Origin of the sequence: Massilia rubra, from assembly GCF_011682065.1 — a bacterium.
Classification (GTDB): domain Bacteria; phylum Pseudomonadota; class Gammaproteobacteria; order Burkholderiales; family Burkholderiaceae_D; genus Telluria_A; species Telluria_A rubra.
Genome location: NZ_VUYU01000004.1, coordinates 342,930 through 355,683 on the forward strand (window position 1 = coordinate 342,930; position 12,754 = coordinate 355,683).

General features: G+C 64.3%; 12 protein-coding genes. 6 read left to right on the forward strand and 6 right to left on the reverse strand.

Going from position 1 to position 12,754, the window contains the following annotated elements:
• Positions 1–19 precede the first annotated feature (19 nt).
• The 5 genes from F0185_RS08295 to F0185_RS08315 form a co-directional block, all read right to left on the reverse strand.
• Positions 20–1,471, reverse strand: a complete 1,452-nt coding sequence (locus tag F0185_RS08295) for a catalase (RefSeq protein ID WP_167223324.1) — start codon at positions 1,469–1,471, stop codon at positions 20–22.
• 230 nt (positions 1,472–1,701) lie between these two features.
• Complete coding sequence (locus F0185_RS08300) at positions 1,702–2,052, reverse strand: hypothetical protein (protein WP_167223326.1); 351 nt, start codon at positions 2,050–2,052, stop codon at positions 1,702–1,704.
• A 104-nt stretch (positions 2,053–2,156) separates the two neighbouring features.
• Positions 2,157–2,393, reverse strand: coding sequence for a hypothetical protein (locus tag F0185_RS08305; RefSeq protein WP_167223328.1), 237 nt, complete (start codon positions 2,391–2,393; stop codon positions 2,157–2,159).
• A 15-nt stretch (positions 2,394–2,408) separates the two neighbouring features.
• Positions 2,409–3,401 carry a non-homologous end joining protein Ku gene (ku, locus tag F0185_RS08310; RefSeq protein WP_167223330.1) on the reverse strand — a complete coding sequence of 331 codons (993 nt, stop codon included), beginning with the start codon at positions 3,399–3,401 and terminating at the stop codon, positions 2,409–2,411.
• Positions 3,402–3,415: 14 nt separating this feature from the next.
• The gene (locus F0185_RS08315) at positions 3,416–4,411 is read right to left on the reverse strand and encodes an SDR family oxidoreductase (RefSeq protein ID WP_229476826.1); all 996 of its coding nucleotides are present in this window, start codon (positions 4,409–4,411) and stop codon (positions 3,416–3,418) included.
• Positions 4,412–4,597: 186 nt separating this feature from the next.
• On the opposite strand from F0185_RS08315, the gene F0185_RS08320 reads away from it, so the two are divergent.
• The 3 genes from F0185_RS08320 (at position 4,598) to F0185_RS08330 (ending at position 8,410) form a co-directional block, all read left to right on the forward strand.
• Positions 4,598–6,034 carry a GGDEF domain-containing protein gene (locus F0185_RS08320; RefSeq protein WP_167223332.1) on the forward strand — a complete coding sequence of 479 codons (1,437 nt, stop codon included), beginning with the start codon at positions 4,598–4,600 and terminating at the stop codon, positions 6,032–6,034.
• A 73-nt stretch (positions 6,035–6,107) separates the two neighbouring features.
• Complete coding sequence (locus tag F0185_RS08325) at positions 6,108–7,742, forward strand: SulP family inorganic anion transporter (RefSeq protein WP_167223455.1); 1,635 nt, start codon at positions 6,108–6,110, stop codon at positions 7,740–7,742.
• On the forward strand, positions 7,739–8,410 hold the full coding sequence (locus tag F0185_RS08330) for a phytanoyl-CoA dioxygenase family protein (RefSeq protein WP_167223334.1): 672 nt from the start codon (positions 7,739–7,741) through the stop codon (positions 8,408–8,410). Before F0185_RS08325 ends, F0185_RS08330 begins: the two co-directional genes overlap by 4 nt.
• Positions 8,411–8,462: 52 nt before the next feature.
• On the opposite strand, the gene F0185_RS08335 is transcribed toward F0185_RS08330, so the two are convergent.
• Complete coding sequence (locus F0185_RS08335) at positions 8,463–9,167, reverse strand: tetratricopeptide repeat protein (RefSeq protein ID WP_167223336.1); 705 nt, start codon at positions 9,165–9,167, stop codon at positions 8,463–8,465.
• 355 nt (positions 9,168–9,522) lie between these two features.
• Between F0185_RS08335 and F0185_RS08340 the strand changes: the two genes are divergently transcribed.
• The 3 genes from F0185_RS08340 to F0185_RS08350 all read left to right on the forward strand — a co-directional run bounded on the left by F0185_RS08340 (position 9,523) and on the right by F0185_RS08350 (position 12,713).
• A complete protein-coding gene (locus F0185_RS08340; protein ID WP_167223338.1) occupies positions 9,523–10,224 on the forward strand; it encodes a 2OG-Fe(II) oxygenase in 702 nt (233 codons plus the stop codon).
• A gap of 27 nt (positions 10,225–10,251) precedes the next feature.
• Positions 10,252–10,839 (forward strand): DinB family protein, encoded by a 588-nt coding sequence (locus tag F0185_RS08345; protein WP_167223340.1) that lies wholly within the window; start codon positions 10,252–10,254, stop codon positions 10,837–10,839.
• Positions 10,840–10,940: 101 nt separating this feature from the next.
• On the forward strand, positions 10,941–12,713 hold the full coding sequence (locus F0185_RS08350) for a DUF1302 domain-containing protein (protein WP_229476828.1): 1,773 nt from the start codon (positions 10,941–10,943) through the stop codon (positions 12,711–12,713).
• Positions 12,714–12,754: the final 41 nt, after the last annotated feature.

The window sequence follows — 12,754 nt, forward strand, 5'->3', positions numbered from 1 at the left end:
CGGCCCGCGCACAGCATCCTTACTTCATGTTCAGCGCGGCCCGCACGCCGTCGCCGTAAGCGCTGTCGGCCTTGTCGAAGTGGGCCAGCTGGCGCTGCAGGATCTCGTCGCTGACCTGGCTCAGGGGACCGGCCAGGTTGGCGCACAGGTTCAGCTTCTCCTGCGCCGTCAGGAGGCGGAACAGGTTGCCGGCCTGGGTGTAGTCGTCTTCCATGCCGCGTCCATCGAAGCGGCCGGCGCCGCCGCGCAGCGCCAGTTCCGGTTCGCCGTGGCCCATGCCGCGCGGTGCGCTGCCGGTGGCGTTGACGGTGGCGTAGTTTTGCGCCGCACCGCCGTTATTGACTGCCATCGCGCCATCGCGCTGCTGGTTGTGGAACGGGCAGCGTGGCGCGTTCACCGGCAGGTGCTGGTGGTTGGTGCCGACCCGGTACAGCTGGGCGTCGTGGTAGGCGAACAGGCGGCCTTGCAGCATCTTGTCCGGCGAGTAGCCCATGCCCGGCACAGCGTTCGCCGGCGAAAACGCCACCTGTTCGACTTCGGCGTGGTAATTGTCGGGATTGCGATTGAGCTCGAAGATGCCGACCGGGTGCAGCGGGAAGTCGCGGTGCGGCCAGACTTTGGTCAGGTCGAACGGATTCCAGCCGGTGCGCGCTTCCCAGTCTTCCAGCTGCTGCTCGCTGGCCACTTGGAGCCGCACTTCCCACTGCGGGAAGTCGCCGCGTTCGATGGCGCCGAACAGGTCGCGCTGGGCGTAGTCCGGGTCTTCGCCGGCGATGCGCGCGGCGTCGGCCGCACTGAGGTTTTTGATGCCCTGGCGCGTCTTGAAGTGCCACTTGACGTAGACGCGTTCACCGGCGGCGTTGATCAGGCTATAGGTATGGCTGCCGAAACCGTCCATGTGGCGGTAGCCGTCCGGCGTGCCCCGGTCCGAAAACAGCATCGTCACCTGGTGCAGGCTTTCGGGCGCACGGCTCCAGAAGTCGAACATCATGCTGGGCGACTTGAGATTGCTGCGCGGGCAGCGTTTTTGGGTGTGGATGAAGTCGGGGAACTTGATCGGGTCCTTGATGAAGAACATCGGCGTGTTGTTGCCGACCAGGTCCCAGTTGCCTTCTTCCGTGTAAAAGCGCAGGGCGAAACCGCGTGGATCGCGTTCGGTGTCGGCGCTGCCGCGCTCACCGCCCACGGTGGAGAAGCGCGCGAAGGTGTCGGTCTTCTTGCCGATGGCGGCAAACAGCCGGGCCTTGGTCAAGTGGCTGATGTCGTGCGTGACGGTGAAGGTGCCATAAGCGCCCGAGCCTTTGGCGTGCACCACGCGCTCGGGAATGCGCTCGCGGTTGAAGTGCTGGAGCTTTTCGATCAGGTGGAAGTCTTGCAGCAGCAAGGGGCCGCGCGGGCCCGCGCTGATGGAGTTCTGGTTGTCGTCGACCGGGATGCCGGAAGCGGTGGTGATCTGTTGGTCTTGGCTCATGCTTGCAACTCCTCAGTGGTGATTCGATGCAAGGAGTGTAGTTGAGTCAACTATTTAGTCAAAGGCAATTAAATATATCCAAGCGATAGTTTTTATCAATTCACTGCTTTGGGGCCGCGAAGAGCGCGGGGAAGATCGGCGACAACAGGAACAGCATGCCGGCTGCCGTCCCTTCCACATGACGCACCTTCAGTTTGGCTTGTGCTGTTTGAGGCGGGATGGGTTCACCGCTATTCTTTCTCGACGACGATGCCGCGGCCGTATCCGCCGTGCGCCTGTGGCAGCAAAATGCACAGCATGAGGGCCTTGTCGGTGGCGGCGATGGTCTTGATGACATCGCGCTGCTCAGCGTAGTTTTCGCTCGCGCGCAGTTGTTCCGCTGTTTTGCCGGACTTTTTGATCTGTTCGGCCAGGCGCTCTTTGTCGACGGTGAGGTTGGGGCACTTGGCGGTGGCGTAGTCGCCCGAGGCCATGGCCCCGGCCACTTGCGCCTGGATGGCGTCTTGCTCGGTGACCTCGGCACAGGCGGCACCGGTGCCCAGTGCGAGAAGGGCGGCGGCGGCCAGGGTAGCGAATTTCATGGTGATGTCCTGTCAAGTAGATGTTGACATTATAACATGAAAATAGATCTATCTAGCAGTCAGGCCCCGCACACTTTTATGACTCGTCCGCTGGCCGGTCCCGGTCAGCCATCCTCGTTCTTGCGGATGCCGCGCACGTTCAGGGCCAGCAGGCCGACGTTGAGCGCAATGAGCGCCCAGGCGGCTTCGCCCCAGCCCCACGCGATCCACATCAGGTTGCCGATGATGAGCATCCAGAAGGCGACGATGCGCTTGCCGGCCTTTTTCGAACCCATCCACCACGCGGCGGCCAGGCTGATCGCCATCGCCGGCCACTCGAGTAAAGCAAACATATCGTCCATGCGGCTCCTGTCAAGTCACGCGGCCTTGCGCCGGGCTGGCGCCGCCTTGGCTTTGGCCGCCGGCTTGGCGGCGGCTTTGGTCGCGGCTTTGGCCGGCGCCTTGGCGCGGCTCGGGGTTTTTGAAGCGGCCTTGCGCGGCTTGGCGGCTGGCGCTTCTTCCTCGTCCTCGCTCTCTTCGACGGGGGCACTGGCCTTGCCGGGCTTCTTGCCCAGGCTTTGCTGGAGCAGCGCCACCAGGTCGATGACGTTACTTTTGGCAGCCGGCGCCTTTTCCTTGTCCGGCATGGTGATGGTCTTGGTCTGTTTGGCCTTGACCTTCTTCGCGACCAGCGCGAGGATGTCTTCGCGATAGGTGTCGTGGTACTGCTCCGGCTTCCAGTCTTCGCTCATGCCCTCGACCAGCGCCATCGCCATTTTCAGCTCCTTGTCGGAGATGGCGGCGGTTTTCGACCTGGCGGTCGGGATCTTGAGTTCATCGGTGGGACGGATCTCGTCGCTGTAGCGCAGCGTGTTGAGCACGATCGTGTCGCCTTCGCACACCAGCGCCGCGAGGTGCTGCTTGACGCGGATGACCACCGTGGCGATGCCGATCTTGCCGACTTTTTTCAAGGTCTCGCGCAGCAGCGCATAGACTTTGTCGCCACCCTTGCCGGGCGCCAGGTAGTAGGGCTGCTCGTAATACAGCAGCGGCACCGTCTCGGCGTCGACGAAAGCGAGGATGTCGATGGTGCCGGTGGCCTCGGGATTGGCGCGGCGCAGGTCTTCCTCGGACAGCACCACGTATTCGCCGTCGCTGTACTCGTAGCCCTTGACGATGTCGTCCCAGACGACTTCCTTGTTGTTGCCCTTGTTGTTGCCCTTGTTGTAGCGCTTGAAGCCGACCGGCGAGAAATCGCGGCGGTCGAGCATGGTCAAGTCAAGCGCGTTGTCGCTCACGGCCGGATGCATCTCGACCGGAATATGCACCAGCCCGAAGCTGATTGCGCCTTTCCACAGACTGCGTCCCATAGCCGGTCCTTTCCTTATCCGCCCACGCTGCCGGTGACCGGCAACACGATGCCGGTGATGTAGCCCGAACATACCGACGAGGCCAAAAACACGTACGCCGGCGAGAGCTCTTCCGGTTGGGCCGGACGGCGCATGTCGGTGTCCTGTCCGAATTTGGCGATCTTGTCGGGCGACTGGTCGGCCGGGTTGAGCGGGGTCCAGACCGGGCCTGGCGCAATCGCGTTCACGCGGATGCCCTGATCGAGCAGGTTCGAGGCCAGCGACATCGTGAACGCGTGGATCGCGCCCTTGGTGGCCGAGTAGTCGAGCAGCTTGCCCGAGCCCTGCAGCCCGGTCACCGAGCCGGTATTGATGATCGCCGCGCCGCGCTTGAGGTAGGGCAGGGCGGCTTTGGCCATGTGGAAGTAGCCGTATATATTCGTGCGCATGGTTTCGTCGAAGCGCTCTTCGGTCAGGTCCAGCAGCGATGCGGCGTGCTCCTGGAAGGCGGCGTTATTGACCAGCACATCGAGGCGCCCGAATTCGGCCACCACCTTGTCCACCGCGTCCTGGCAGAACGCCATGTCCTTGACGTCGCCCGCCACCGTGATGCAGCGCCGCCCTTCGGCTTCGATGCAGCGCTTCGTTTGGTCGGCGTCTTCATGTTCGTTCAGGTAAAAGATGGCCACGTCGGCGCCTTCGCGCGCGAACAGCACGGCCACCGCGCGCCCGATGCCGGAGTCGCCGCCGGTGATGATCGCGGCTTGCCCCTGCAGCTTGCCGCTGCCCTTGTAGCCTTCGGCCATGAAGCGCGGTTTGAGCTCCATCGACGCTTCGATTCCCGGTTTGACCAGGTGCTGCGACGGCAGCGGCGGCGCCGGCTGCGCCGGGCCGCCCGTTTGCACCGCTTGCTTGCTTTCTTCCTTGCCGCCCGAGGCGTCTTTCTGATCCTGCCTGCCCTGGATCGCGCGCTGCTTGTCGGCGACCGCTTCGACCTGCGAACTCATTCCGTTCTCATCTGTATTTGGCATGGTGCTTCCTCCGTTAGAACGGGCAGTATCGGACCGTGGTGGCATGATGACGGTGCGCCCGCGCACACTGCGCACGTGTTGGTGTTTGCTGAGTTGGTGCTTTATGGCAAACTGTGAAACGGATGGACGCAAGGTGTGTTGCCACTGCGTATTTATGCCGCATACTTTAGTGCTCAAGGAGATTCGATGGCGCAGCAGATTGGACTTTTTCTGAATCCGGTAGGACAGCGTCGAGTCGATTTCCAGGGCATGTATGCCGACATGTTCGCGCGCCTGTTCATCGCCGACGGCAGCGAGCAGGCCACCGTGCTGCTGGGCCAGGAGCGGGTCGACCTGTTGATTATCGATCTCGAGCGATTCGATCGCAGCTTCGATCTCGACGCGCTCGGTGAACTGATCGCGCGCCGCGCCGGTGCGCCGGTGCTGATCCTGTGCCCGTTCATCAGCGCCGGCTGGCTGCCCGCGCTGATGAAGTTTGGCCCGCTCGCTTACGCCATCACGCCGCTCGACGAGGGCGAACTGCGCGCCGCCATCGGCGCCCAGTTGCAGGCGCCCGAGGCGAGCGTCACGCATGCGGACGACCTGCGCGCGCTGCTCGCCTTGCGCACGCGCTTGCAGCAGGCGCTGGTCGATGTCGACGACCTGGCCACCGTGGCCGAACAGATTTGCGTGGCCCTGTGCGACGCTTCCGGCGCGGTGCACGCGTCGCTGTTTCGCATGGACGTGCCGGGCGACCTGCAGCTCGAAGCGCAGTATTCGCCCACGGGCCTGAACCTGGCGCGCGTGCTTCACCGCAGCGACAGGCTGCTGCAGTCGCCGCTGCGGCACGCTTTCCCGGGCCTGGTGGCCGCCTGCAGCAACGAAATGTGCCTGCTCGACGCGCCCGCCAAGGCGGGCGAGCCGGAACTGGCGCTCTCGCTGGTCGACAAGGGCGTCGACATGGTGGTGGGGCTGCCGCTCGGTTCCGCGCCGGGCAGTGCGCTGGCCGGCTCGCTGTGTCTGATGTTCGGCCGCGCGCGCCAGTTCAGCGCCGAGGAACTCGATTCCTTCGTGGCGCTCGCGCAGCTGGCCGGTTTTGGCTTGCGCATGGCGGCGGTCAGCCGCGAGAACGAAGCCTTGCTGGGGCGCGTGACGCACATGGCCACGGTCGACGCGCTCACGGGCGTGGCCAACCGGCGCCACGGCGAGCACCTGCTCGAACTGGAAATCAAGCGCGCCCGCAGGTACAAGGTGCCGGCGGCGCTGATCGGGTTCGACATCGACCGTTTCAAGGCCATCAACGACCAGTTCGGCCATCCGGTGGGCGACGCGGCGCTGCGCACGGTGGCTGCGGTCACCCAGGCCGCGCTGCGCACCAGCGATGTGCTGATCCGCTCGGGCGGCGAGGAGTTCCTGATTATCGTGCCGCATACCAGCGCCATCGATGCGCTGAAAATCGCCGAGAAGATCCGGGTGGCGGTGGCGCAGACCGATATCGCCGGCTGCGACAGGCTGACCATTTCGCTGGGCGTGGCGCAGCTGGCCGACCAGGAAAGCGCGGACTCGCTGATGCTGCGGGTCGATGCGGCCCTGAGCCGGGCCAAGCGCGCGGGGCGCAATTGCGTGGAGCTGGCGATGTCGTAGGCGCCGCAGCGACGGCGGGCGGCTACTGTATAATCCGCCATCACCGGCAAAAGGATAAACAGATCAAGTGGGCATGCTGCAGTGGGTAAGAAACTACCGGCGCGCGTCGCTGGCCGGTGATATCAGCGCCGGCATCGTCGTCGCCCTCATGATGATCCCCCAGGGGATGGCCTACGCCCTGGTGGCCGGCTTGCCGCCGGTGGCCGGCATCTATGCCAGCATCCTTCCCCCCATTCTGTACGCGATCTTCGGATCGAGCATGACCCAGTCGGTCGGGCCGATGGCGATCATCTCGCTGATGACGGCCGCCGCGCTGGCGCCGCTGGCCGCTCCCGGTTCCGGCCTGTACATCGTGCTGGCCGCCCAACTGGCCCTCGCTTCCGGCGCCGTGCTGCTGCTGTGCGGCCTGCTGCGGCTCGGCTACGTGGCCAATTTCTTTTCGCGTCCCGTGATGAGCGGCTTCACCATTGGCGCGGCCATCGTCATCGCCATCGGCCAGGTGAAGGTGCTCGCCGGCGGCGCTCTGCCGCAGGTGCACATGCCCAGCGCACTGCTTGGCGGCGGCGCCATCGTCGTGCTGCTGCTGGCCAAACGCTACCTGGCGCCGCTGCTGCGCCGCGCCGGCCTGGCTGCCAACGTGGCCGACATCGGCGCACGCCTCGCGCCCATGCTGGTGGTGCTGGGCGCCATGCTGCTATCGAGCCTGGTCGACTTGCCGGCGTTGGGCGTGCAGAGCACCGGCGAGGTCCCTTCCGGCTTGCCCGGCCTGAACCTGGCCACCTCAGGCGCCCACTGGCGCGCGCTGGTGCAACCGGCGCTGCTGATCGGCTTCATGATCTTCTTGCTGGGGATGTCGGCCGCGCAAACGCTCGCGCTCAAGCGCCAGGAAAAACTGCAAAGTAATATGGAGCTGGTCGGCCTGGGCGTGGCCAATATCGGCAGCGCGCTCACGGGCGGCTTGCCGGTCACCGGCAGCCTGTCGCGCTCCGGCGTGAATTTCGCGGCCGGCGCCAACACGCCGCTGGCGAGCATCATCACCGGCGTGCTGCTGGCACTGGCGCTGGTCGCGCCGACCGGATGGCTGGCGTTGCTGCCGCTGCCCGCGCTGGCGGCCACCATCATCGTGGCGGTACTGGGCATGCTGGAGCTGGACACCCTGCGCACCGCCTGGCGCTACGACCGCGGCGACGCGCTGGCCCTGCTGGCGACCGCCGGCGGCGTGATTGCACTGGGCATCGACTACGGCGTCATTCTCGGCGTGCTGCTCTCGCTCGGCACTTTAATCTGGCGCGCCAGCCGTCCGCATATCGCGGTGCTGGGGCGGATCGCCGGCACCGAGCATTTCAGGAATATCGAACGCTACCCGGCCGGCACCGTGCCCGATGTGCTGATGCTGCGCATCGACGCCAATCTCTTTTTCGGCAATGTGGAAGCGGTCAACGCGCGCATCGAAGACGAACTGGCGCTGCATCCGGCCGCCCGCCACCTGGTATTGGTCATGACGGCGGTCAGCTCGATCGATACGTCGGCCCTGTTCGGACTGGGCGAACTTAATCTGGCGCTGCGCCGGCGCGGCATTGGCCTGCACCTGGCCGAGGTCAAGGGGCCGGTGATGGACCGGCTGAAAACGAGCGAGCTGCCGGGCGTCCTTCATGGCCAGATTTTTTTGAGCGCGGCGATGGCGTCGGACGCGCTGGCCGCCAAATGAAGGCGCGCTTCGGGCAACTGGGCTACGCGCTCGTGCCCGAGGTGCTGCCGGCCGCCGACTGCGCGCGCCTTGCGGAGCTGGCGCAGCCGGCTGCCGCCGCGTCGGGCGGCACGCGCTGCCTGCTGGCGCAGCCGTGGTGCGCCGACCTGGCCCGGCGACTGCGCGCCGAACCCGCGCTGGCATCCTTGCTTGATCCGGACGCGGTCGCGGTGCAGTGCACCTACTTTGAAAAATCGGCGGGCCGCAACTGGCTGGTGCCGCTGCACCAGGACCTGAGCATACCGGTGGCGGCGCGCGTCGATGCGCCTGCGTTGCGCGGCTGGTCGGTCAAGGAAGGCACGCTGTTCGTGCAGGCGCCGCCGGCGCTGCTCGACACATTGGTGGCCGTGCGCGTGCACCTCGACCCGTGTGGCCTTGACGACGGGCCGCTGCTGGTGGTGCCGGGATCGCACCGCGCCGGCGTGCTTGCGCCGCCTGATGCCGCCGCCGCGCGCGCGGCTACGCCGCCGGTGGCGTGCCTTGCCGGCGTGGGCGGCACGCTGGTGATGCGCCCGCTGCTGCTGCATGCGTCGTCCAAGGCGCTCGGGCAGGGCCGGCGCCGCGTGCTGCACTTTGTGTTCGGCCCGCGCGTGCTTCCGTTCGGGCTTCATTGGCGTGTCGTAGTGTAAGTCAGCCAACCAGGCAGGCGACATTTATTGCGAAGTCGAATGAGCGACCGCCTCACTCACACTGCTTGAATTTTCGTAAGCGGCACTCCGACGCCATCCGTTGTGCCAGTTCGATTTCTGATGTCGACATGTTTTGTTTTATAGTGGCGCGTGTTTCCAAAGAGGTGCCGTAGAGCGATTCGGCAGCAACGCTGAGCCACATATAGGCCAAAACGCGGTGTTTTTCAACGCCAAGTCCTAATCCATACATCAATCCCAGATTATATTGAGCCCGCGGATCACCCTGGGCTGACGCTAATCGATACCATCTTACCGCCTCTGGATAATTCTGCTTAACACCATTGCCTTGTACATTTATCATCCCGATATTGAATTGCGCCTCAGAATGCCCCTTGTCTGCCGCACGTCGAATCCATTTGATCGCCTCTGAGAAATCCTGCGAAACACCTTTTCCGCTGCTATACAAGACACCAAGATTATTTTGTGCCTGCAAATTTCCCTGAACTGCCGCCATGCGGTACCACTTGGCTGCCTTTGCGTAATCTTGGGCAACACCATGCCCCGCCTCGAACATCGTACCAAGTGCCGATTGAGCGAATGGATTTCCTTGAGTGGCCAGCGGGCGATAAATCGACAGTGCACTTGCGTAGTCACCTCGTTCGTGGGCAGTAACTGCGTCATCTAGCGGAGCAGCAGCAACAACCGTCGAGGCGAAATTGACGGCAACCAAAGCAACGCATGTAAGTAATTTTTTCATTCTATTTTTAGTACGTAATCGAGTTCAATCTTAGCAAAGTCGTGATAATTGTACAGGAGCAAGGATCGCCACCGACCGCAGTGCCCAGTTTGCCTGTGGCAGCTGCGCCTGAGGTGTACTGTTGAATAGTGGCTCGTCCTTGCGCAACGTGGATGTCGACATGCTGTGGAAACAGGCATGGTGGTTCTGACGACGCTTTGTCGATCGGATTGGCAACGAGTCACGCGAGCACGTCGACACCTTGATGAGAGGTTGTTGAGCTGGACTCTCAATAGATTTCAAGACTACTTAATGACCTCGCAGCACACTTTGTATATTATGCCGGTACCAGAAAAACCAGATCCGGGGACCGACGATGGACGACTTCATCGAGATTTACGATAACGCGCTGACCGGCGAGCAGTGCGCCGCCGTCATGGCGCGCTTCGACGCCAGCGACAAGGTCGTGCGCGGCAAGACCGGCAACGGCGTCGACACCAGCAAGAAAGACAGCTACGACCTGACCATCTCGGCCCACGAAGAATGGCAGGACGTGGCGGCCATCATGATGCAGGCCGTGCGCGAGCACCTGTGCGCCTACATGGACAAATACCGCATGATGCTCATCGGCGCGCTGTCGCCGCAGGTGATTCACCCCGGTACCGGCGAGCCGGTGGTGCTGTCGCCGGAGAATTTCGACGAGTGCGGCACCGCCCACATCGATGAGCTGATGCGCATGATGTACCGCGCCGGCCAGATCAACGTGCAAAAGTACGTGCAGGCCAGCGGCGGCTATCATCACTGGCATTCCGAGATCTATCCGCAGAACGCCAGCTGCGAGAGCCTGCACCGCGCGCTGTTGTTCCAGTTCTACCTGAACGACGTGGACGACGGCGGCGAGACGGAGTTCTACTACCAGCGGCGCAAAATCGAGGCGCGCCAGGGCCGCTTGATCATCGCGCCGGCCGGCTTCACCCATTCGCACAAAGGCCATGTGGCGCGCAGCGGCGACAAATACATCGCCACGTCGTGGATCCTGTTCCAGCGCGCCGAGGCGCTGTATGGCCCACCCGCCTGACCGGCTTCACTTTTACTGACTGACACCATGAACCAATTTCTTCGCTACCTGATCGCCCAGGCTTACAACAACGCCTGGGCCAATCACCGCCTGTTGCGCGCATGCGCCGAGCTGTCGCAGAAAGAATTCGAACTCGCCACGCGCACCAGCTTTTTTCCGTCGATCAAAGGGACCCTGAATCATAACCTGACGGTCGACTGGTTCTACATCGACGCCATGGAGCGGGCGGCGCGTGGCGACGAACCGCATCCCGACTATTGCGCCGCCTTCTTCGAACCGGAAGAACCATTCGCCGCCTGCGCCGATTTGTGGGCCGCGCAAAAGTCGAGCGACCAGCGCCTGATCGCCTACTGCCGCCAGCTCGACGAGGCCACGCTCGCGCGCGACGTCGGCATCCTGCGTGACCACGGGCTCATGCTCGACACGCCCGCGCGCCTGTTGGCGCACCTGTTCCAGCACCAGGTCCACCACCGTGGCCAGGTCCACGCGATGCTCGCCGGGACCGCCATCGAACCGCCCCAGCTCGATGAATTCTACAGCCGTGGCGAAGCCGAAGACCGGGCGCAGGATTTTGCGGAACTGGGCTTTACCGAGGCCGATGTGTGGGGTGAGTAAGTACGCGTGACAAGCGCTCGTAGCGCGTGGTAAATTTGAGTTGTAACCAAAAGTAAAAATTCGGCCACTGACGGCTTACCGTAACCTACCACAGGCCAAACATGCATTGCACCGGGCGTCGGCACGTTCACGTCGCTTTCACGGTCGCCGCTTTGGCGAGCGCGCTGCCGGCGTGCGCGCTGGAGACGCAAGTGAGCGGCCGGCTCAGCTTCGGCGCCAGCTTCCGTACCGAGGAATCGGCCCCGCATATGCTCGTTGCATACAATGCGCAAGCGGTCGGACTGTCCGGCCTTGCCAGCGCTGGCCAGAACAGCGATGACGCCAACCTGAATTTCCGGCGCGGCGACGCCGTCACGCGCGCGCTCAAGGGCTATGTGGAGCTGGCCGCTTTTGAAGGCAACTTCAGCGCGCTGGTGCGCGTCAAGGCGTGGCACGACTTCGCCTTGGGCGACCATGCGCGCGCGTGGGGCAACAGCATCAACGGCTACGCGGCCGGCCAGCCGCTGGGCGACGCCGGCGGCGCGCGGCTGTCGCGTTTTTCGGGGGTGGCGCTGGGCGATGCGTTCATTGCGCACAACACCCAAGTCGACGACGTGCGCGTGCTGACGCGCTTCGGACAGCAGTCGCTCTCGTGGGGGGAGCGCAGCGGCTTTCCGGGCGGCCTGGCTGCGCTCAACGCAGTCGACTTCCCGGCGCGCCGGCGTGCCGACGCCGTGCCGCAGGAAACGCTGGTGCCGGCGCCGATGCTGTTCGCGCGCGCGCAGGCTGCCGGCGGATTCGGGGTCGAGGGCTTTTACCAGACCCGCTTCCGTCCGTCCGCGCTGGACCTGTGCGGCACCTTCTGGTCCGGCACCGACTACATGGCGCAAGGCTGCAACCTGGCTTTCGCAGGGCCGATGACAGCGAGCGACCGGACGCGCCTGGCGGGGCGCGCCTATGTCGAACGCATGGACAATCCGGCATCGGTCGACGGCGGACAGTACGGAGCGGCGCTGACGTGGAAGTCGCTGCCGCTGGCGATGGATGTGGGCTTGTATTACGCGCGCTACACCGGCAGCACCCCCTTGCCGGGCGTGCGCAAGGCGCAGCGGCCCGGTTTGGGCACGATCGCAGGAGATCCCGATGGCAAGAACATGCGCTACTTCACCGAATACGCGGGCGACATTGCCATGATGGCGCTCACTGTGATGCACCGGCGCGCGCACGGCAGCGTGTTCGGGGAATTGGCATGGCGCGCCAACCAGCCCATGCAGCTGCCGCCAGGCGACACTTTGCCGGCACTGCTCAATCCCGCCTTTCCATCGCTCCTGCGCAAGGAGGTCGATGCGCTGGCGCCTGGCGCGCTGTATCACACCTATGACCGCTACCGCACCGTCCAGCTTCAGGCGGGCATGCAGCGGGACTGGCCGCGCGTCGGCGGCGTCGCTCTGAGCACCCTTGGCGAAGTCGTGGTCAAGCATGTCGCCGCGCTACCCGATCCGTCCGTGCGGCGCTACGGACGGGTCGACCAGTACGGCAATGGACCGGTTAACGGCACGTGCATCGTCACGTCCATCGACGCCGCCCGCCAGTGCAGCAGCGATGGATATGTCACGCCAAGCGCGTATGCGTACCGCATACGGGTCGACGCGCGCATGGCGCAGGTGGGGCCGGGACTGAACCTGCACGCATGGGCGCAATTGCAGCACGACGTGAAGGGCTGGTCGCATGACTTCATTCTCAACGAAGGCCGGCGCACCATGAACACGGGCGTGCGTATGGAATACCTGAAGCGTTATGTGGCCGAAGTGGCCTATGCGCCGGTGTGGGGCGGCGTCTACAACACGCAGGTGGACCGCGACGTGCTGGCGCTGTCGATGGGCGTCAAGTTCTAGCGCACCAGCGTGGTGCGCGCGCGCCGTGGCGGTGCGCCTGA